The organism is Fluviispira sanaruensis, from assembly GCF_004295685.1.
Taxonomy (GTDB): domain Bacteria; phylum Bdellovibrionota_B; class Oligoflexia; order Silvanigrellales; family Silvanigrellaceae; genus Silvanigrella; species Silvanigrella sanaruensis.
On sequence record NZ_AP019368.1, the window covers coordinates 1,346,394 to 1,367,914 of the forward strand.

Genomic DNA, 21,521 nt, shown 5'->3' on the forward strand with positions numbered 1-21,521 from the left:
TTGTTTAAAATTGAGGAGTTTTATTGATTACGCCTCAAATGATTCTTATATGATTTTTTAGATAGGAGAGTGTCGGATAATTGACTGGTAAGAATTTGGACAGTATTAATTAATTTATTTGTAAAATTATTTTCTCACGAAAATTAAACGACAGGTAATCTCCAGCCATAAGGATCTTGCAATGAACCTGTTTGAATTCCAATTAAACTTTCTTTTAACTTAAGGGTAATTTCTCCAATTTTTCCATTATTTATTGTGATTCTTTCTCCATCTTCAATCAATGCATTGATAGGAGAGATCACTGCAGCTGTTCCGCAAGCAAACATTTCTGTTAATTTATTAGATTTTATATCTTTGATAACTTCAGCAATTTCAACTTTGCGCTCTTCCACTTCATAGCCTAGATCTTTAGCAAGCTCTAAAATAGAAGCACGTGTGACTCCTTGTAAAATACTTCCACTGAGAGCAGGAGTCACAATTTTGTTTCCATAGACAAACATGACGTTCATGGCTCCCGCTTCTTCAACATATTTGTGCTCGCTTGAGTCGAGCCATAATACCTGTTCAGCACCATTTTCCTTGGCTTTTAGCATAGGTGGAAGCGCTGCAGCGTAATTTCCTCCGCACTTTGCTTCGCCAGAGCCCCCGACTGCAGCACGGGAAAGGTTTCTTTCAATATATACTGAAATTCCTGTGTCATTAGTAAAATAACATTTTGCAGGGCTTAAAATAATATAAAAGCGGTAGGCCTTTGAGGCTCTGTAAGAAACGCCTTCATCGAGTGGGATCATAGTGGGGCGAATATACAATGAGTCTGGGGAAGGGAGGATCCATCTGCGTTCTATGCGGATCAGTTCCTCAATGCACGCAACAAAGAGATCTTCTGGAAAAGGTTCCATGCCAAGGCGGAGGGCAGAGAGACGCATCCGTTGAGCATTTTTTTCTGGACGGAAAAGAAAAACCTCATCATCATTGTCTTTTGAGCGGTAGGCTTTCAATCCTTCAAAGATTGTTTGTCCATAGTGAAAAACAACGGCGCTCGGATTGAGAGAAAATGGTTTATATGGAACAATTTCAGGTGTTTGCCAGCCATTTTTGTGGGGAATATAGTCACAGATAAGCATGTGGTCCGTATCTATTGCACCAAAAGGAATCGGATCGGAAGGCATAGGAGGTGTTTTGCGCATGTGTTTTGGCAGCAAAAGCTTGTTGATTTTAAATTCGCTCTTTTTATTCTCAATATTTCTTTTGTTTATCATGTTATTCCCTCTGAAGAAGAGTCGAAAGGGTTTCGACTCTGTGACACGACCATAAACTTTTTTTTTTTTTTGCGCTAGAAGCTTGACAACGTCTTGGAAGGTTGGCATACAGGTTTCACCGCTGGTGGGGCATCGACAAGTGGTAAGTCAACGGTTTTTGATACCGTCATTCCTAGGTTCGAATCCTAGTGCCCCAGCCATTACTTCTCCATTAAATGCTTCCTTTTTTTTTTCTAAATACTTTCTAAGTTAACTAAAATAAGATAAGCTAAAATCTCAAATCGATTTAATATGAAATTTTTTGAGGTTTCTATGCAAGTAAGAAAAGCTGTTGAAAAAGATTTTCCTGCCGTTTATTTTATGGGTCATGAGACTTGGGGACAGGGTTTAACAATAGATGAATATTCTAAAAAATGCAGTGAATCTGATAAATACGACAATGGTCAATGGTATGTGCTTGAAGTCGATGAAAAAATCGTCAGTTCGTTGATCTGCTATCGTTATTCATTTGGTCTCGATGCACACACAGTCGGAATAGGATCGGTTGCTACCCTGCCAGAATATAGGAAAAGAGGGTATGTTTCTTTTTTAATGCAGGATATTGTTAGCAATCAAGATCATGGAAAAGATGTCCACGCTTTTTTATTATTTTCTGATATCAAACCTGAATTCTATGAGAAATTTGGTTTTAAAATTCTACCCTCGCATTTACAAAGATATAAAAAATCCATCACGATGGTACGTGATATGGATAAACATTTTAATTTACAAGAATTGAAGCTTGAAGATTTACCGGTGTATTTTTAATTTGTAGGATTTTTACGAATCTTTTTTGGCAACCATGAGTGTGACAGCGCAGTTCCCTTGAATATTAAGCATCGTTATAAAAGGATCGATTAAAGGTTCAATGCTCAATAATAGAAAGACTCCAACAGAGGGTGGTATACCAAGGGGAGATAGGACAATTCCAAAGGAAGTTGCACTTAAAATGGCTGGTCCTGCCGTGCTCGCAATCGATGCTGCCCAGCTAGCAAAAAAGAGAGTTGCAATTGAAGAAAAGCTTATTGGAATTTGATATAAATTCATAAGAAATATTGCAATTGCAATGCTTCGTATCATCACTCCTGGTTTAAACAAACTGACACCAAGTGGCATAACAAGTTCTACGCTTTGTTTATTAACTTTAAAATCTTGGGTTAAAGCGAGCATTGCTGCAGGCATTGCGGCAAAGCTACTTGAAGTGCCGAAAGCTATTAAATATGAATTTTTTAGTTTTTTAAGACATGTCAATACGGGTTTTTTTTGCATGCGCGCAATAATAATAGAAAATGCAATAAAAAATGTAATCACTGTGGCAAATATGAGAGCTATTAAGTCAAAGAGTGCTTTTAAAGTTTGCAATCCCACATTAGATAGAAAACCAGAAATTAAAAAGAATATACCGAACGGTAAAAAATACATGAGAATGTCAACCATTTTTAAAAATGCTAAGAAAATTGCATCAAAAAATGCAACAGCAACTTTTACGTTGGGGCTTTCTGTAATACCTAATGCTATTCCTAAGAGAATTGAAAATAATAAAATAGAGATATCTTTTCTCTCATAAATTGATTTGATGATATTAGTAGGAATAATATTTTCGATGTATGCGATAAAGCTCCCATGACTCACGCTTCCAGGTGCATAATTTTTGATCGCTGTCTCAGAATTATTAATGCCATTGCTAAGTAATTGAACTGCATTTGTACTTAAATTACTTCCCGGAGAAAAAATGACGCTCAGAAAAACCGACATGAATGTAACAGCAATCATGCAAGAAAAAAATATTATAATGAGTCGTTTTAAATAATAAACAGAGTCACTTGAGTGGAAAATATTATAAAAACTGCAGATAAGTGCTGAAATCATAATTGGTATAACAGTTATTTGTAAAAATCCAAGATAAATATCTCCCAGAAATGCAATTGATTTTGCAGCTGTAGGAGAAAAAATACCAAAAACGGCACCGAGAAACATTGAGATAAATATTGTCCAATGATTAAGAAGAATTTTTTTAATCTTTTTTATCATTTTATTTCTTTCAAATATTTTTGTGAAAGATATTTATTTCTACCATCGTATTTCATTCTATTTACATAGAGGTTGACCCAATTTAAAAGGTGTGGATTTCGCCAATTTACCACAATTGAGATTGGATCTAACTCTCCTTCAATTATCTTTCTCCGAACATATATATTGGCAAGCTTTCTATTTTTTATAATATAATTTGCATAAATTTCATCGACAAATAGTGATAATATTTTTCCATTGATCACATCGGTTAAAGCACTTTCTAAATCGTCATATTTAACGATAGTCGCATTTTTTAATAGAACATCAATATTGTTCAAGTTATTTTTAACATAATCTTCATAAGCCGAGTTTTTGAGTACAGCTATTTTTAAAAATTCTTTATCTACATCTGTATTATTACGAATTTTAATTTCAAGAAGTCGATTAACAATGAGTGATTGATTTGGAAATAAATAGGGCTCAGAAAAATTGACAGAAATCCCACGTGAGAGAGTTGAGCTGATCGCACTGATTGCTAGATCAGCTGAATCATTTTCAACAAGTTTAATCACATCGGCAAATGAATTTGCGCTGCGGTTAAATTCAAGGCTGACACCCAGGTTTTTAGCTATATCCTGTGCAATATCAATGTCATATCCTTTGAGTATTTTCTTTTCATCTTCGTAAAAAAAAGGAGGATAATTCCCTGTTTTGAGAGCTACAATGATTTTCCCGCGCGAAATTATTCTTTTTATATCGGGTGGTATTTCTGGAGTGGCACTTAAATATTGTGTGAATAAAAACTGGACTAATAAGATATAGAATAATTTTTTTAATAAAAAAGAAATAAATTTAAACATAATAATCTCTCAAGTGTAATTTAATAGAAAGCTTTAAGATTATTTTAACATGCTTGCTGAGTTGGAAGAGTGCAAAAAAATGAGCCAAAAAATTGATTTTACCTTGGCAATAATTTCCTAAATTGTTTTTGACTGAAATGCTGACTTTTTCTACTACAGTTAAAATTTTGGCTATAAACTGAGAAGTAATAGTATTTACGTAGGGGGATGTGTGGCCATTAAATATTCAGGCCCTCAAAAAGCGGCTATTCTTTTACTCGCATTTGGTGAAGAGATTTCTGCAGAAATCTTCAAGCATATGACTGAGTTTGAAATCAAGCGCATCGGGAGTGCGATGAGCCGTTTGGGGCGCGTCGACAGCGATGCAATAGACATGGTCATGGAAGAGTTTTATCAAATTCTGCAATCTAATAAAAAGTATTTTTTAGGAAGTAACGACTTTACCCGGAAATTAATTGAATCAGCATTTAAAAGTGATCAGGCTAATGCTCTTATCGATGAATTGTCATTAACATCGAATGCAAATTTAGAATCACTGGAATTAATCGATCCAAAAATGTTGGCAAACTTTTTAAGAAATGAACATCCGCAAACTATGGCATTGATTTTAGCGCATCTCGACCCCAAGAAATTTGGTGAAACATTAAAAATATTACCAGAAAGTTTACACACAGAATTAATCTTAAGAGTTGCAAGTTTAGAAAGTGTTTCTCCAGAAATAATTGACGAGATTGATGATGTTTTGCGTAACGAAATCCAAAAACTTGGTAACGTAACTAGCTCAAAAGTGGGTGGTATCGAACCAATTGTAGAAATGCTCAATCTTATGGATAAAGCAACGGAGGAAAATATTCTTGATAGACTTGAAGAACGAGATCCTGATTTAGCAGAAAATATTCGGAAATTAATGTTTGTATTTGATGATCTGATTAAAATTGATGATCGTGGCATTCAAACTGTTATGCGTGAAGTAAAACCAGAGCAATTAAAGCTTGCATTGAAGACGGCATCGGAAGGTGTGAAAGAGTTGATATTCAAGAATATGTCGCAGAAAGCAGCCGAGAATTTGCGAGAAGAAATGACGATCATGGGACCAGCAAAAATTTCCGATGTGGAGCAAGCCCAATTTGCCATTGTGCAAGTAGCTCGGCGTCTGAATGACGAAGGCAAAATTGTGATTTCTGCAAGTGGTGAAAATGCACTCGTTTGATGAAGTGAGGTAGATGTGGCTTCAAAAGCAGGTAAACTCGTAAAAAAAGAAAATAAAAAGTTAATGGATTCGCTTGAGGTTGAGAAATATCCTTGGCTTCATTTTAATGATCAAACAGTTATTTTTCCAGATAATCCCCGTAAAAGTGTCATTCTACAAAAAATGCACGATCCGCAAGAGATGAATGTTAAAATCATGACTGCTCGAGACTTTAAAAAACCGCTAGGCAGTCGCGCAAAGATGCTTCTTCCTACGGATATGACCTTGGATTTTGAAAAAGGTCGGAAAGAAATGGAAATTCGCAGACGACGCACAATGATGGATGAAGAAGAGGCTATGGCCCTCGAACTGTCTGAAATGGAACATGAATTAGAAGTAAACGTCAGCAAAAAGAAAAGAGAAAACACAGGCGCAACTTCACAAGCAAAAGCACCTGAGAAAAGTGTAAAAGAAGAACAAGACAGCAAAGATCAAGACCTCAGTTTTGTCCCAACGGAACAACCCGTCGAAGCAAAAAGTGAAGATAATAAAGAAATGACAAATGAAGAAGAGGCTACAAAATTAAAGGAACAAAGAGAGAAAATATTTAACGATGCGAAAAATGCTGGTTTTAGCGAAGGAAAGGAAGAAGGTTTTGCCACCGGCAAAATAGAAGGTTTTGAAACAGGATCGCGTGAGGGATATCAAAGTGGTGAAGAGCGTGGTATGGCGGCTGCAGAATCGAAATATGACAGAGCTTTCGAAAATATTTCAGAAGTGGCAAATAGATTATCAGAGTTACGTGATTCTTTAATTAAACAAGGAAAAGATATATTTATTGAATTAACAAAGTTGTGTTGTGAAAAAATTTTAAAGGAACAAATCAAATCTAGTGATCAATCATTAGCGCATTTATTTGATGAAATATTAAAGTCATATACCTCAAAAAACTCAATAACAATTGAAATGAATTCAAATGACGCTGATAGATTGCGCCGTCATATAGAAGCAAAAAAAGATGCTTCAAAAATTGAAATTAGAGAAAATGAATCATTGGAAAGCGGCTCATTTCATGTCGAAAGTGCCACGGGCGTTTCCTTTGTAGATTTAAAGAAAAGTGTTGAAAATATAGTTGAAAATATAAAAGAAGATCTTTTTCAAGAAGAAACTCAATCGGATAAAATTAAATATTCTGAAGCAGAGAAAAAGGCTTAAAAAATGTTTTCCAATGAAGCGCTTTTAAAATTAAAAAAGAAAAGGGATAGTCAAATAATAAAAGATCCTTTTGAAAAATATGGGAAAGTTGTACAAATTGTGGGAACTGTCATTGAAGCGACTTTAACCGATGCTCCATTGGGCGCGCTTGTCCGTATTTTTAATCGAGAAAGAAACTATGCTATTGAAGGAGAGGTTGTTGGCTTTCGCAAAGATAAAGCGCTCATTGTCCCATTTTCCGATCCGATTGGCGTGTGTGCAAATTCTCTCGTTCAATGTATTGAACGCGAACAAAAAATATTAATCGGTGAACATTTGATTGGTCGTATCATCGATGGGTACGGGCGTCCAATGGTAGGAGAAGAATTCATTAGCAATTTGGGGGCTTCCTATTCGATCGTGCGCGAACCACTCAATCCCTTAACCCGGAGAAGAATCTCAAAACCATTTGACACAGGAATTCGTTCAATCAATGCAATGTTAAGTTTTGGTGAAGGGCAAAGAATAGGAATTATGGCGGGTTCGGGGGTAGGTAAGAGCGTGCTTATGGGAATGATTTCTCGCTACTCTGATGCAGAAATAAACGTAATTGCTTTGATTGGGGAACGAGGTAGAGAAGTTCGAGAATTTCTTGAAGAAAACCTTGGGGAAGAAGGTCTTAAAAAAAGCGTTGTCGTTGTCTCGACAGGTGATCAATCCCCTTTAAGTCGCGTGCGGGCGGCACATGTAGGAACAGCTATAGCTGAATATTTTAGAGATCAAGGAAAAAAAGTATTGCTTTTAATGGATTCTTTAACACGTGTGGCAATGGCGCAAAGAGAAATAGGGTTGTCAGTTGGAGAACCTCCGACCACAAAAGGTTACACACCTTCGGTTTTTTCATTATTACCTAAGTTATTGGAGCGTGCAGGAAACAGTGAATCGAAAGGATCACTTACAGGCATCTACACTGTTTTAGTAGAGGGCGATGATTTTAATGATCCAGTTTGTGATTCTGCTAGAAGTATTCTCGATGGACATATTAATTTATCTCGTTCACTTGCGGAAAGAAATCATTTTCCAGCAATTGATATTCTATCAAGTGCGAGTCGTGTTATGATCGATATTGCAGATGAAAAGCATTTAAAAGCAGTTTCCATTTTACGTGATCTCATGGCTGAATTTCAAAAAAATGAAGATTTAATAAATATTGGTGCTTACAACGTTGGGATGAATCCTAAGCTTGATAAAGCTATGAAACTTCTTCCTCAAATCGATGCTTTTTTAAAACAAGATAGAATGTTAAAATGCACATTTCATGATTCCCTGAATTCTTTACATGATTTACTCGGAGAAGAACGTGTATGAATTTTCGTTTTTCCTTACAAAGAATATTGCACTTAAGGGAACAAGAAACTCATGAAGCAGAAATGAAAGTGGAATATACAAAGAGAGTGATCGATGCATTAAAAAACATGATTTATCAGGAAAGAGATTTGTATTTTTCTGAAAGAGATGAATTGAATATTTGTGTTAAAGATTCAAAAATTCATAAAGTAACAATTTATGAACGATCATTAAACATGAGACAAGGGCGTATTATGGAACTTCTTGATAATTTAAGAAGCTGCCAATCTGATTTAGAAGTTTATCAGCAAACACTTATACAAGCACGGAGAAATCAGAAAATAATTGAAAAATTAAAAGAAGTAAAAGAAAAAGATTTTCTTAAAAAAGAAGCTTACAAAGAGCAAACTATTCTTGATGAAGTTGGTAATCAAAAATATTTGAGAAATCAATTTCAAGAGAAAGGCGAAGAATGAGAAAACTATTAAAATTTATTTTTCTTTTTATTTTATTCTCAGGGCAAATGCTTACGAAGGCTGAAAATATGCCAAATAATCAAATTTCAGCACAATCTGAAAATATGCCGAAAAATAAAATGGCAGCTCAGTCTGAAAATATGCCAATTATTCCGAAAAATGAACTGACAGCTTCAGAAGCAATGAGGATTCGTGATGAACTTGAACTCATTCGCAGTGATGTTGAGCAAAAGTTGATACGCCTTGAAGATGCAAAAAAGGCTTATGATAAATCTCGTCTTGATATAGATACTCAGCTCAAAAAGATTGAAGAAGAAAGAAGATTGCTTGACGAAACTCTTCAAAAAGAGAAGAAACTAAAGGAGGAGCGGGTGAAAGAGGCTGTGGAGTTTGTTTCGAAAATGGAACCACGCAAAGTGGCTCCTGTCATGGACACTATGGATCGAGATCTGGTGATAGCTCTATTGAGCCGTTTGCCTGCACGCCAAGTCACAAAGCTCCTTGAAAACTCAACGCCCGCAAAAGCAACACAATTTTTGGAGTATTATACACGTATTCGCTCTGGCAGAGAATTTGAAATGTTAAGAGAGCTTGGTTTGTGTGCTCCATATAAGGATAAAAATGATAACAAAGGTACAGCATCATCCCCATAGTTTTCACACCGATGAGTATTTAGCTTCCCCTTTTTCTCGCCCTCGTTTTTTTGTTTCAACCTCAAGAGGATTTGAAGATATTCTGAAAGAAGAACTCGAAGAAATATGCTCAACTTATGAAATAAAATCAAATATTTGGACAGGCTCTGCAGGCTGTTACATGGAAGGTCCTTGGAGTGCATGTATAGCAGCCAATCTAGCCGCTATGTGTGCGAGCCGTGTGCTTTTAGTACTCGCCGAAGCTGAAGTCAAAAGTGAAGAGGAACTTCATTTTATTGCTTCGCAAATCGATTGGACGCTTATATTCCCAAAAGAATTAACATTTTCAGTCAATGCCTCTGTGAGTGATTCCTTTGTCAATAACTCTATGTTTGCAAGTTTACGCATTAAAGATGCAATATGTGATGTTTTTCGTAATAAAGTCGGTGAACGTCCGAATGTAAATACTGAAAATCCAGATGTAAAAATATTTGTCCGCCTTGTGCGGAGAAAATTGAGTATATCTGTTGACACAACCGGCGAGCCTCTCTCACGGCGTGGCTATCGTGTGGGTGGTGTTGAAGCTCCTTTAAGAGAGTCCTTGGCGGCAGCTTTGCTCAGAATTTCTGGTTGGAATAAACTCGCAAATAGCATTTGGAAATCGAGTGAAGCTGTATATTTAGAACGTAAGGGTGTGAATGAAAACTCTGGTAAGAAAATTCCTAAACAGGTTTTAATTTCTCCATATTTTATGGATCCAATGTGTGGTTCAGGCACTCTCGCCATCGAAGCAGCTTTGGCTATTTTGCATTGGAAACCGAACGTGCGGCGTAATGAATTTGCTTTTATGGATCTCTGTCCAGATAAAGTACCAGAGATGAAAGCTGCATTGCGTGAATTAAAAACAAAAATATTATCGAATGAAAAACCCTTAGCAGATCTACCTGTCAGAGCTAGACTATATGCACAACAAAACAATATTGAAGTGCATGATGATATTTTAGCGCCTATTCGAGCAGGGGATATTCTCAATCGTAATATTGACGTAGCGAGAGATTGTGCAGAAGAAGCGGGCGTTGGAAGGGTTATTGCATTTCAAACAAAAGATGTATTTATGAGCAAACCCCATGCGTCTTGTGGAATACAAGTAGTGAATCCACCATATGGTGAAAGACTCGAAGAAGGTGAAGATCTTTCACCGATGTACAAAGCAATGGGCGATCTTTGGAAACAGAAATACCCCAATTGGAACGCTTGGCTCCTCACTGCCAATGAAACTGCTTTAAAATCAGTCGGTTTGCGCCCCACCCGAAAAGTTTCTGTATACAATGGAAGTTTGCAATGTAAGTATTTACAATATGTTATGTATCCAAGAGAAAAAAAAGCTTCGACCTGAGATGGTCTCTTCTGAGGCCATGTCTTCTTTCTTTATAAAAGGGGAATTTCTCTGTGTCTGACAAATTTTCAGGATTTAAAGAATATAGAGTTATGTATGTAGGCGTTGAACGTCTTATTGAATCATTGAAACACGATTTTTTAAATGCCGGCGCACGCAACCTCGATCAACAGAAAAGTAATTCTTTCTCAGTTTCATCATATGTGTTGAGAAGACTTGCTTTGGCTGCCAATGCTTTTCCTGGGGCAACAATTAATTTTTATACAGACGTTTATCAACTTGCACATGAACTTCCCGTCTTCGATGCAGACTTAATCATACTTGATGAACGTCTCGTTCAAGACGAAATTGAACCCAATCAAAATGAATTGTTTGAAATAGAAGAAGAAGAAAAATCAAATCAGGATGACATGAAAGTATTACATTCTTCAAAAACAACTTTCGAACAAAAAGATCAAAAAATTTCTGTTACTTTTGAGAATTTAAAATCTGCTATCGAAAAGTTTACTCCAAGAGGTTTCCATTACACCATGCGGCGTGTGGTTGTTGTGTTACCTAATTCTGCAAAGACAACAAATCGAGAGTTTCGTTTGAGTCTTGCAAATGTTCGTGCAGTTATTATTGATCCACCTGACTCGGTTGAATTATTTTTAATTGCAACTCGGCAGCTATATGATTTTCGTCTCAATCATAAAAAAACAAGTATATGTATTTCTGGCGGCGGGCTTGAAGGATATATTTATTCTATCGGTGTTGTGAATGCTATTGATAATTGTTTACTAGATCGCGAATGTGGCGATTTTGATATTTTCTGTGGAGTTTCTTCTGGCGCGATAGTTTCGAGTACACTCGCAGTTGGTGTGCATTCAGACGATCTCGTCAAACAAATATATAGAAAACACACGAGTCTTGAACCCCTTGGCTTAAATACAGTTTTTGACCCTGCGGGCGCGGAAATATTTCGTCGAGTTTTCGATTTTATTCGTGCATTTTCAACTTTTGATTCTGCAGAACTCGTCAGCCGATTACAAAATTCAGTACCGACTGGTTTTTTTAAAGGTGAAAAATTAAAAAAGTTTTTTGAAAGACAAATGCGCCACTTTGGTATTGATGACAGCATGGCACATTTAAAAAAAGAATTATATATTAGCGTTACCGATCAAGATACAGGTGAAAATATTGTTTTTGGAGAAGAACCTTGGAAAGATATTCGAATCAGTCAAGCAATTCGTGCAAGCACTGCTTTGCCTCCATTTTATTTACCAGAAAGAATTAAAGGACATTGGTTTACCGATGGTCAATTAACCAGTGCATCGGATTTTAATACCGCTATTCGCAAAGGTGCAGGTCTTGTGGTTTATATTGACCCAATGGTACCTTATACAAGCAATCAACCAGGAGCTGTTATGAAAAAGGGCGGATATTTTACTTTAGTTCAAGCTGTAAAAAGTCTTGTCCAGACAAGATCAAGTTCAATGTTAATGCATTCAATGGATAATAATCCTGACGTTGATTTTGTCATTTTTAAGCCTACAGATGAAGTTATGGAAGCAATGGCAGGAAATCCCATGAAATATTATATTCGTACTGAGCTTGTTGATTTAGGATATCGTTGTACAATTTCTCAAATATTATCTTCTTACGATGCAATTGCCCATAAGTTTGCAAAGCATGGTTTTGCATTAAAATCCAAAAAACTCATTCAAGAACTCTTGAACTGACAATTTTCCTACATATATTTTGCCTATAGGCATTTTCTGTAACCTTAATACTATTAGGAATAAACCGATATAAACTCTGTATAAGGATTGGATTATATAGAGGTGTCGATCATGACAAATATTCGTTTAAAAAAGGGCGAGAATCACTCTCGTAATAAAGAGGAAATTCCTGAAAAAGAAACCGTACAACCCAAAGACGAACCTTTTCCAGATGCTTCCGAAGATGAATTGACTCGTAAGAGAAAAATGATTTTGACAGGTATCACTGCAGGTGTGGCTGTAGCAGGTGCGTCAGCTGCAGCTCTCCTTTTTTTTGGCCCATACTCTCCTTTTGGCGTGAAACAATCTGAAAAACCAGTTAATCTTCCAAAAGAGACTAAAGTAACGACGCCACCACAAGCAACGGAAGCTCCACCTGTGATACCTACACACACACCAGAACATATCGCACCGGCTGTCATAGCAGCAGCGCCTATTCCGCAGACTGCAAAAGAACCAAGTCCTAAAGTAACAACTTTGCCAAAAGCAAAAGCTCCGGCGCAAGTAGCTATTGCTCCAGAACCTAAGCCCGTTGCGCAAGAAGCAAAACCAGTTCCGAAGCAAAATATCCCATTTCCAATTGAAAATGATACAAAAGAATCATCAGGGCCTGATTCTTATAATTACAATATACAAGATGGTGGACCCATTATTCTCATACCTGCAAATAAAAAAGTTATTATTTCGCGAGATCCTAATTTCAAATCTATTTACTTAAATGGAGTGCCTGCTTCAGATGGGAAATATCGTATTTCTGTGCCACCTCCAGGAGAAGTGTATTGGAAAGAAGATGGAAAACCTGTACACAAATTAAGAATTTTACCACCTATGCCATCAGGCCTTCGTGCAGATATCCCTCCGCAAATGAAACTATCCGATCGTCTCGTTTGGTCAGCTACGGGTAAAGTTTCATTTTATCGGGTTGAAGTATCAAATGATGTAGATTTTAATAATAAAATTAGAACTTTTTCGACTGTGAAAACTTCGCTTCCTGCTTTAGCAATTGGTCAGGGGAAGTGGTTTATAAAAATTTCAGCTTTAAATTTGCAAAGTGGTGTATGGGATTCAACTAAATCTATACCATTAAGTATTGAAGATGTTTCAGTAGAACAAAAAGAACCACCTAAAGTAGAAAATAAGCCTGAAGAAAAAGAAATAGAAAAAGCAGAAAATCCTGAGCCAACAGAACCCGTTAAACCGATTGAACCCATGATCGAGCAGCCTGCTGCTTCAGAGTCAAAACCTGATGTTTCGACTGCAGCACCTGCGGTGGAAGAATAAATTATTATTTCTAGGAATTTTATAAATATAATTTTTTCCATATATTTCAGTCAAATTCTGTTTACTTATATTCTAAAATCTTTATTTGTGATGACTTAGGCGTTTTCGCACATACCTAATTCGCTCGAAATTGTTTTAAAGTGAAAACTTATTTTTTAAAACGGTTTTTTTCTACCTGCGTGAGTGTTTACAGATCAGTTAGAGGTAAAGCAATTATTTTTTTTGATAGTCAAGATGACCAATATATTTTTAATATCGTTATTAATTAATTTTGTCACATGTAAAATCGTTGATCTCAAACTTAATTCAGAATAATACATTATCCCTTTATTGAAGAAATGTTTTCTAATATGCAGATCTTCTGAGTGTTCTCTTAAATATGAAAGTTTTTTTTTACCATTAAAAGCAAATAATATCTTATGGATTTTTTCCGATTGCATATAATTTTAATGCTTTAGCCTTTATGATTCTAACAATGGCTGTTATTATTATAACAGTACTTTACATCTTTTATATAAGCATAAAATTCTTTATAAATCTCCAATTGTATAAGCAGAATAAGCAATCTAGAAAATCTAGCCACTTAACTTTGACTAAGAAAATGATAGCCTGAAAATATTTAGAAAGAATTTAACAATAGTAGAAAAATATTTTTATCAAATTTATCATTTTTTTGAGTTGATTTATGTATAGTTTTACTATTGTATATTTTTATTAATATCTTCTTTTTCCTTCGGACTTGCTGAAGCGTTGTGTTCATCAATCGAATTATCACTCACTATTATTTCCCCGTTTTCAAATTTAAGTTTATTGAAAACACTTTCACTTGATTCGAGATTATCAATTTCTGCTTTATTATTTGAATTATAATCTTTATTAAACTCATCAGGATATGAATAAATTGGTATAAATAAGCAAACAAATAATAAAATGTTTTTTTTGTACATAAAATCCTCTTTAATAAAGTTGATAGAAGAAAGAATAAAAGTCTTTCAAGATGTTTTCTTTCATTTTTTATTCTCATTAACTTTTTGTTTTTTAGGCTTTATGAAGCCAAAAATAGAAATTATCAACAACGCTATTGATAATAATTGCAATGAAAATATGTCAATAGTCATAAGAAACCATATTAACTAAGTTTTAAAATAGGAGAACAGTAAATTTTATAGTATGATTATAGTATGCTGTCAATTGTGAATAAAACTTTTCTATTGACCATGACATTCAGTTCAAAATTTAAAATTATATGAGGAAAAACTGATGAGATTCAAGGCAATTATTATAGATTTGGATGGAACATTGGCAGACTGTGAACATCGAAAGCAGTTTATTACCAGCAACGAACGTAAAGCCCCGACTTCTAAAGTCGGGGATATAAGTTGGCTTTATTCGTAAATTTTCTGTATACTTCTTTTTTAAGTAAATGGAGTTAAGAGCAATTTATAACAACATATCACTACAGAATTAAAGATTCAGGGAGAGCAAATAGAGTGCTTTCTAAGATGTCTCGTTCTGTAAATATGGTATGGAATTTTTGTAAGCAAACTCAAAAAGAGGCTCTTAAAAATAAATCCGTTAAGTTAATAAATGATAAAAAATCGGGTAAAAAAATTTCTATCCCGTATTTTTTTTCATCTTCAGAAATGGATGGATTAGTTGCAGGGAGCTCAAAAGAACTCTGTCTTCACTCTCAAACAGTTCAGGCTATTTCTCAAGAATACATCACACGCAGAATTCAGTTTAAAACACTATTGCGTTGGCGTGGGAAAAGATCTTTAGGATGGATACCGTTTAAGCATCCGCAATTAAAATTCATAATGGAAAAATATCTTATCATAAAAATGAGTTTTCTTTTTGGAACTCAAGAGATCTTCCAGAAGATGCCAAAATAAAAACAGGCTCATTTTGTCAAGATAAAAGCGGACATTGGTATTTAAATGTCACATTTGGGCATGATAGGCAGACTCGTGCAAAGAAAAATTCTAGCTAGTTTTTCTTTTGTATCTAGGGAATCCTCTTCCTCAAAAAATCGACGTTAGGAGGTTTTTAGGGAGGGGAGGATGTGTGCGCCGTGCAAAGGGCGATAGGTTTGGTGGTGTAAGTCCACACAACGAAGGAATAACGTAACCACGTTGTAGTGAACATTGAGTGTAATTTAGTGATGAATTGCACTAAGCGTATAGAGCGAATAGAGCGAATAGAGCGAATTGTGCAGGCCGAAATGTGAAAACGTGAAGCGATTTAGCCCCGAAAGTACATTCAACCTCTTGGGTGACGCTGTACGTCCAACGGAAACCAAAATCAATTACTTCGATAGATGTGAGATGTAATTGGCAAGAGCGGGGTTGTTAAGCTCGGCATGTACAAAGAAATCTGTCAGTCAACACGGGAGATTTCATATTCTCACTGTAGAAATACAGAACTGACAAGCAAAAGGATAAAACCATAGCAAATCAACATGAGATATGAAAAGTCAGAGGGTTCATAGTAGTTGGGAAGTGAGTAATGATCATGGAGCGAAGGAACTCAGTAATTAGCAAATTATAAGCGGTGCTAGTGAAGGAGCCGTATGCCTTAATTGGGCAAGTACGGTTCTAATGGGGTTGCACAGAGGTAACACTGTGCTTCTACCTACTCAATGGTGGCAGAAAAGATTGGAAGTCATTTTTGAGAGACGAAAATATTATACAAGACAAACTTAATTTGTGGTGTGCCACGATTATTGAAAAATTTAAATCAACGCACAAAATAATTTTGGCTACGGGGCGTAATGAATTCACTCGTGCTATCACTCAAGAGTGGCTTGTACAAAATGATCTGCGCTATGACATGTTATTAATGAGAAAGAACCATGACTATCGGCTGGATGCAATTGTAAAGGAAGAAATTTTTCGGCAAGAGATTGAAACAAATTTTGATGTGCTTTTTTGTATTGATGATCGTCAGCAAGTGGTTGATGCATGGAGAAAATTGGGACTTGTTTGTTTGCAGTGCAATGAAGGAAAATTTTAATTAAAGTTACTTAGCATAAATCATCAGAGCGAAGAATAGAATAATTTAGAGGAGCCATTCTCTGACTCGAACCCGTCGAAGCAAAGACAAAAACGACGTATGAATTATGCCTCATAAATTCCACAGAATTATTTAAAGATAGCTTTAATTTTAAATACAGGGGTAACGCCAGTATTTGTTACTTTTGTTACGTAGATGAGAGCGCTGTCGCTTGTGCAATCTTTAGTTTGTTTATAACTAAACCCACCATAATCAACAAGATTTAATATACCGCACTTAACATTATTGCCACTTTTCACTTCATAGTTGTATTTAAATCCAGAATCTAAAAGATGCTCAATCGGATCATAAATATAAGTCCCACTCACTACTTTATTTTCCATTTTAAACTCAGCAACGTGAGTTTCGGTTCTCTCAAAACCTTTTACTATGTTTTCAGAAAGTGTAGGTTTGTTGCTTGATACTCTCACTTCAATAATTTCAGGTGACCAGTCGTGCTTAGAAACTTTTACTTTAATAATATCATCATTGTCAGGAGATTTATTGGGATTATAATAATCTAGCATATATCGACCATAAATACTTGCTCGTGAGCCAACTGGTTTTTCCACAATTTCAAAATCAAAGTCGTTGACTTCTTGATACCGGAATTTATCAGAAAAAACGCGGAATCCGTCCTTTGCAATCTCTGCAGTGCTATATTCGTTACGATACAGGCTTGTGTTTGCTCTTCCTTTTTCTATTTCTTTTTCATAAATAACCGTTGCAAACATACGTTTGTCTATTTTCTTAAACTTAAACATATTTAGAACGATTTTTAAAGGAGAATTGTCATTTAAATGGACGAATTCTTTTTCTGAAATGTTTACAGAACCTTTAACAGGATCATAAGAAGTATCATCTGTATTTGTGAAAGTGATCTCGCCATTTTTATTTACAATCAACTGGCCAGCGGTAGCATCACCATTATTTGTATAGTTGTACCCTTGAGCTTCTTGTCTGCGGCTATTATTAAATAATGCATCGGATAAAGTATCGCCTGTAAAGAAACAGAAATGTTCTTTCGAATTTTTAAAGGTTTTTAATTTTTGTATTTCATTTGAGTCCGCAACTGTCTTTTGTCTTTCTGAAGAAAGATCGTTGAAAGATGCTGCTGTCAAAGGGCCTTCACAATAAAGTTTACGAGTATTATTCTGAGTTTCACCGAATGTACAGTTTGTAAAATTGTAATTTGGATTGTTACTCAGAAGTTTTTTTATAGAATTATTTACTGCTTGGTTTGTCGCATGATAGTCATTCGTAGGTTCTTCTATGCTTCCAAAACAGGCATAACGTGCTTGTGAGTTTTTGTATTCGGAGCTCGCAATAACTTCACAGTAATTCATACTTAATCCAGCTTTTACCATATCTTCTTTAATTTTTTCGATATCAGAAACATCGAAAAACGCGTGAGCACCCATGTTTAAGCGCGCATCAGATAGAGCTCCCGATTGTACTTCTAAAATATAATTTTTGAAGTCTGCATCGAGTGAACCATTTGAGATTTTTTCAATAATATTATCGAATTCAGTTACGTTATTTGCTTTAATCGAAGAAATCATTTGAGTGAAAATTTCAAATTTTTTATTATATAAATAGCTAAATAAAGCTGTGCTTTGGTTATAAAGAACATGGCCGTCAAGGGTTCCATAGGCAGAGTTTGTGAGCTCTTTTATTGTTTTGATATTAGATACCTTAATACCATCATACTTGACTTTGCGGTTAATGAAATTATCCGCTTGAGTTGCGCCAGTATAAAATTCTGCACTTCCTTCTTCGAACCAAGTCATGCGATTCCACTTTTTATCGAAAGAACTTGTGTCTCCATGAATACCTTTTACAAGGTAACGGCCATTGAGATAATGAGCATATTCATGACGAATGCGATCTTCAAGGCCAGCATCTCCAGCATAGGTATAGAAGGTTCCGATATTTTCAAGATAAATACCACCATCTTCTTTATTGCTGAGGTTGCTTACGTAAGATTTATATTTTTTTTATTCTTCTACATCTTTATAGATAAAAACTTGTAATCTTTCGTTTGGATCATTTGAAATAGGATCAAGATTTTGAATTGTTCTTTTAAAGAGCGCTTCTACTTCTTTCATGCCTAAATATTGTTTAGTTGCTTCTTTTTCGACTAGAGATGAAAAAATAACGATATTGCCTTCATCAAATTTGAATCTATTTGGGAAGAGGGTATTGCTTAAATTTGCTTTTGCATCGCAAATATTGAGTCCATTTTTATCCATAAAATCATTGCAATTATTTGCATTAACAATATTATTTTCTTCTAAAGCGGCAACAGCTGCAATCAACTTTGGAGGGGGATCTGTTATGTCACTTGCGTTCTTAAAAGAAGATTTTTTAATCACGTCAGTTAAGTTTTTAATAATATCATTTTTATAAGTAGGATAACGTAAGAATTTACCAAGTTCCTTGATATAATTCACATAAAGTTTTTCTTCTAGTATACTTTCATCTTCATTCACAATTCGATTTAAATTCTGTATAATCCCTTTAAATATTTTTATAGTATCATCAGATTTATAGAAAACACCACCGGCATCGTGGGTAGCAGAAAGAACTTTTTGGATGGGCTCAATTGCGTAATAAAGTGGAAAACTTTTATCCAATTTATTACCAGTAATATACTGAATGAGATGGATGGTTTCAGCATAAGCATGAGCGGAGCCAATGAGATTGAAAACGCCTTTAGTGGTTTCTATTAATTCATTTTGATCGATTGCAAAGTCAACATCCTGCAGTACAAACAATTTACGTGCATAAAGATCGGTTAATTGAGCTATCTCTCTTTTTATAATTTCATCTGAATGATAACCCAGGCGCAAATCAGGGTTTTTGGATTCAAGGTAAAAGCCAATATTTAAAAATTGGGCATAGTTATTTAATATTTTTAGACTGCTTTTATTGAAATTATTAATTTCATTTATTCCCGATTTTGCAACAGTAATTATATTTTCTTTTTTATAAATTGCTTCTATTTCGGAAGGAGATATGAGGAAAAGTTTTGCTAAGCAATCGCCACTTACGTTGCTTATTGTTGAGGTGATATTTTCTTCGTTTGCTTTTAATTTTTCAACTAAACTATTTAAATCTAGCGAACACTGATTTGTTGAGAGATCTTCTAGAGGGTTTAATGTCGAATGGGCATGTATGGACATTTGAAATGCTGCTGCGAGAGTTGTGATTGCGGCTATCTTCACTGATTGGCTTGTGCAATTAGATAAAAAACTTTTCACTTAACACTCCTGTGTAAAATTGATTCGGTTTTAAAAACCTAATTATTGAATAATTTAAAAAAATTAAATTTGCAAATTCTATTAAGAATATTTTTTAAAAGTTATATTTACTAAATTCAATTATTTTTTTAAATTAAAATATGATATATATTTATGTTATTGTATAAATATTTTTTATTTTAACTAAATTTCACTTGTTACTCAATTGATTTAATAATGATCGTAATGTTCTTTAATTACAAGATAATATTTTAAAATCTAATTGTAATTTATTAATTAATAATACAAATTATTCAAATAGTTTTTGCTCAGTGAAACGCATTTTTAAATTAAACTCTTTATTTGCTTGAAAAATAGCTTACCATTTATTTAAAAATGATAAAATTTATTAGAGTGCTAAGTTTTTTCGCATAAATTTGCATTCTCTCTTGAAATGAATGTATTTTTGTGAATTATGGAAGGACTCAGTCCGTATCCTTTATTTTCGGACTATTTTTTTAATTTAAGCGAGTTTATATATGTCTATAGCTTCTGGTTCATTTGCAATCAAACGATTTCAAATCCTCACCCCAACAAAAGACACACCTTTTTCATGGATAGTTGAGCAGATTAAAAAATCTTTTATAACGCCCATCGGCTTAGATGACACTCGTGAAGAGTCGATTGGTTTTTGCCACCCATTCACAGGTGAAGCGCGTATAGATGATCCTTTTTCATTGATTTATGAAAATTCATTTTTATTTGGCATCAGAGCCGATAAAAAGAAAATTCCTGCGACATTTATGAAGCTGCAGTTGCGAGCTGCATTTGAAGCACTCGGGCATGAAAAAGAAGATGAACATGGAACTGTTCGGCGTGTTGGCAAAAAGGTGCGAGAATCCATAAAAGATCGTTTAAAAGAAGAATTATTGAAGTCTTCTTTACCATCAGTCCGTCTCATTGAAGTCATTTGGCAGTTAGATACCAATCAAATTTGGCTTACCTCCGCTTCTTCTTCTGTTATAAGTGAGTTTGAAAAGTTGTTTCAAGAGACTTTTTCATTGCCATTGGTTTTATTAAATCCAGGTACGCTATCTGTAGATTTTGAGAGATTGCATTTGGGCTTAAAGGTAAATATACAACCACTCCTAGATGTTTCTCCAGTTTCGCTTGCCACTGCCGACCCAAATGTCAATGCAAATAAAAACTCAAGTGATGTCGATTCCCCTGTATTTTAGGAGTAATGAATGCCTGCTGCAAAAAAAACGTACGATCCCATACTTGAAAAAACATATAAATGTCCAAAGTTAAGCGCTTTAAACGCAAATGAAGAGAAAATTTCTCTCGCCGATTTTTCAGGAAATTGGCTCGTTCTTTATTTTTATCCTAAAGATATGACTTCAGGTTGCACGACCGAAGCTCAGGATTTTCAATCCCATGCAAAAAAGTTTTCATCTTTAGAATGTCAAATTGTGGGAGTCAGTAAAGATTCTTGTCTCAGCCACAAAAAATTTACTGAAAAAGAAAATTTGAAATTCACACTTTTATCAGACTCTGAAGGTAAACTTTGTGAGGCTTTTGCCGTTTGGAAAGAAAAAAGTATGTATGGAAAAAAATATATGGGTATTGAACGCTCAACATTTATCATCGATCCTAAAGGAACCGTGGTTGCTGAATGGAGAAAAGTGAAAGTCCCTCAACATGTTGATGAAGTTTTTAAAACTTTGAAAAAACTTCAATAATTCTTTTTTTGACTTTTTGAAAATCAATGCATTTTTTTCT

General features: G+C 34.9%; 18 protein-coding genes, 1 tRNA gene and 1 pseudogene. 15 read left to right on the plus strand and 5 right to left on the minus strand.

Annotated elements, in window-relative coordinates:
• Nucleotides 1–143: 143 nt before the first annotated feature.
• Nucleotides 144–1,259 carry a branched-chain amino acid aminotransferase gene (locus tag EZS29_RS05810; protein WP_172603798.1) on the minus strand — a complete coding sequence of 372 codons (1,116 nt, stop codon included), beginning with the start codon at nt 1,257–1,259 and terminating at the stop codon, nt 144–146.
• A 125-nt stretch (nt 1,260–1,384) separates the two neighbouring features.
• Here EZS29_RS05810 and EZS29_RS05815 point away from each other — a divergent pair.
• Together EZS29_RS05815 and EZS29_RS05820 are read left to right on the plus strand one after the other, a co-directional pair.
• Nucleotides 1,385–1,459 (plus strand) — tRNA-Gln (locus EZS29_RS05815).
• A gap of 112 nt (nt 1,460–1,571) precedes the next feature.
• On the plus strand, nt 1,572–2,066 hold the full coding sequence (locus EZS29_RS05820) for a GNAT family N-acetyltransferase (RefSeq protein ID WP_172603799.1): 495 nt from the start codon (nt 1,572–1,574) through the stop codon (nt 2,064–2,066).
• 12 nt (nt 2,067–2,078) lie between these two features.
• On the opposite strand, the gene EZS29_RS05825 is transcribed toward EZS29_RS05820, so the two are convergent.
• The gene (locus EZS29_RS05825) at nt 2,079–3,329 is read right to left on the minus strand and encodes a dicarboxylate/amino acid:cation symporter (protein WP_130607495.1); all 1,251 of its coding nucleotides are present in this window, start codon (nt 3,327–3,329) and stop codon (nt 2,079–2,081) included.
• Complete coding sequence (locus EZS29_RS05830) at nt 3,326–4,171, minus strand: ABC transporter substrate-binding protein (protein ID WP_130607497.1); 846 nt, start codon at nt 4,169–4,171, stop codon at nt 3,326–3,328. The genes EZS29_RS05825 and EZS29_RS05830 overlap by 4 nt, the downstream gene beginning before the upstream one ends.
• A gap of 211 nt (nt 4,172–4,382) precedes the next feature.
• On the opposite strand from EZS29_RS05830, the gene fliG reads away from it, so the two are divergent.
• The 8 genes from fliG (at nt 4,383) to EZS29_RS05870 (ending at nt 13,446) form a co-directional block, all read left to right on the plus strand.
• Nucleotides 4,383–5,381 carry a flagellar motor switch protein FliG gene (gene fliG, locus EZS29_RS05835; RefSeq protein ID WP_172603800.1) on the plus strand — a complete coding sequence of 333 codons (999 nt, stop codon included), beginning with the start codon at nt 4,383–4,385 and terminating at the stop codon, nt 5,379–5,381.
• A 15-nt stretch (nt 5,382–5,396) separates the two neighbouring features.
• Nucleotides 5,397–6,575 (plus strand): FliH/SctL family protein, encoded by a 1,179-nt coding sequence (locus EZS29_RS05840; RefSeq protein WP_130607501.1) that lies wholly within the window; start codon nt 5,397–5,399, stop codon nt 6,573–6,575.
• 3 nt (nt 6,576–6,578) lie between these two features.
• Nucleotides 6,579–7,922: a FliI/YscN family ATPase gene (locus tag EZS29_RS05845; protein ID WP_130607503.1), complete on the plus strand. Its 1,344-nt coding sequence runs from the start codon at nt 6,579–6,581 to the stop codon at nt 7,920–7,922.
• A complete protein-coding gene (fliJ, locus tag EZS29_RS05850; protein WP_130607505.1) occupies nt 7,919–8,377 on the plus strand; it encodes a flagellar export protein FliJ in 459 nt (152 codons plus the stop codon). The genes EZS29_RS05845 and fliJ overlap by 4 nt, the downstream gene beginning before the upstream one ends.
• Nucleotides 8,374–9,030: a MotE family protein gene (locus EZS29_RS05855; protein ID WP_130607507.1), complete on the plus strand. Its 657-nt coding sequence runs from the start codon at nt 8,374–8,376 to the stop codon at nt 9,028–9,030. Before fliJ ends, EZS29_RS05855 begins: the two co-directional genes overlap by 4 nt.
• Nucleotides 8,999–10,405: a THUMP domain-containing class I SAM-dependent RNA methyltransferase gene (locus EZS29_RS05860; RefSeq protein ID WP_130607509.1), complete on the plus strand. Its 1,407-nt coding sequence runs from the start codon at nt 8,999–9,001 to the stop codon at nt 10,403–10,405. The genes EZS29_RS05855 and EZS29_RS05860 overlap by 32 nt, the downstream gene beginning before the upstream one ends.
• A 53-nt stretch (nt 10,406–10,458) precedes the next feature.
• On the plus strand, nt 10,459–12,126 hold the full coding sequence (locus EZS29_RS05865; protein WP_130607511.1) for a patatin-like phospholipase family protein: 1,668 nt from the start codon (nt 10,459–10,461) through the stop codon (nt 12,124–12,126).
• A 111-nt stretch (nt 12,127–12,237) separates the two neighbouring features.
• On the plus strand, nt 12,238–13,446 hold the full coding sequence (locus tag EZS29_RS05870) for a hypothetical protein (RefSeq protein ID WP_130607513.1): 1,209 nt from the start codon (nt 12,238–12,240) through the stop codon (nt 13,444–13,446).
• Nucleotides 13,447–14,144: 698 nt separating this feature from the next.
• Here the strand turns inward: EZS29_RS05870 and EZS29_RS05875 are convergent.
• Nucleotides 14,145–14,393: a hypothetical protein gene (locus EZS29_RS05875; RefSeq protein WP_130607514.1), complete on the minus strand. Its 249-nt coding sequence runs from the start codon at nt 14,391–14,393 to the stop codon at nt 14,145–14,147.
• A gap of 313 nt (nt 14,394–14,706) precedes the next feature.
• Here EZS29_RS05875 and EZS29_RS16210 point away from each other — a divergent pair, with 313 nt between their 5' ends.
• The 3 genes from EZS29_RS16210 to EZS29_RS05885 all read left to right on the plus strand — a co-directional run bounded on the left by EZS29_RS16210 (nt 14,707) and on the right by EZS29_RS05885 (nt 16,458).
• On the plus strand, nt 14,707–14,841 hold the full coding sequence (locus tag EZS29_RS16210; RefSeq protein ID WP_281276315.1) for a hypothetical protein: 135 nt from the start codon (nt 14,707–14,709) through the stop codon (nt 14,839–14,841).
• Between the two features lie 95 nt (nt 14,842–14,936).
• Nucleotides 14,937–15,338, plus strand: coding sequence for a hypothetical protein (locus EZS29_RS05880; protein ID WP_177615574.1), 402 nt, complete (start codon nt 14,937–14,939; stop codon nt 15,336–15,338).
• A 775-nt stretch (nt 15,339–16,113) separates the two neighbouring features.
• Entirely contained in the window at nt 16,114–16,458 is a 345-nt protein-coding gene (locus tag EZS29_RS05885) for a phosphatase domain-containing protein (protein ID WP_130607516.1), read from the plus strand.
• Nucleotides 16,459–16,586: 128 nt separating this feature from the next.
• Here EZS29_RS05885 and EZS29_RS16130 read toward each other — a convergent pair.
• A pseudogene (locus EZS29_RS16130) lies at nt 16,587–19,682 on the minus strand (collagenase).
• 596 nt (nt 19,683–20,278) lie between these two features.
• Here EZS29_RS16130 and rdgC point away from each other — a divergent pair.
• Nucleotides 20,279–20,977, plus strand: a complete 699-nt coding sequence (rdgC, locus tag EZS29_RS05900; protein ID WP_130607522.1) for a recombination-associated protein RdgC — start codon at nt 20,279–20,281, stop codon at nt 20,975–20,977.
• A gap of 9 nt (nt 20,978–20,986) precedes the next feature.
• Entirely contained in the window at nt 20,987–21,481 is a 495-nt protein-coding gene (bcp, locus tag EZS29_RS05905) for a thioredoxin-dependent thiol peroxidase (RefSeq protein WP_130607524.1), read from the plus strand.
• The last annotated feature ends 40 nt before the right edge of the window (nt 21,482–21,521 follow it).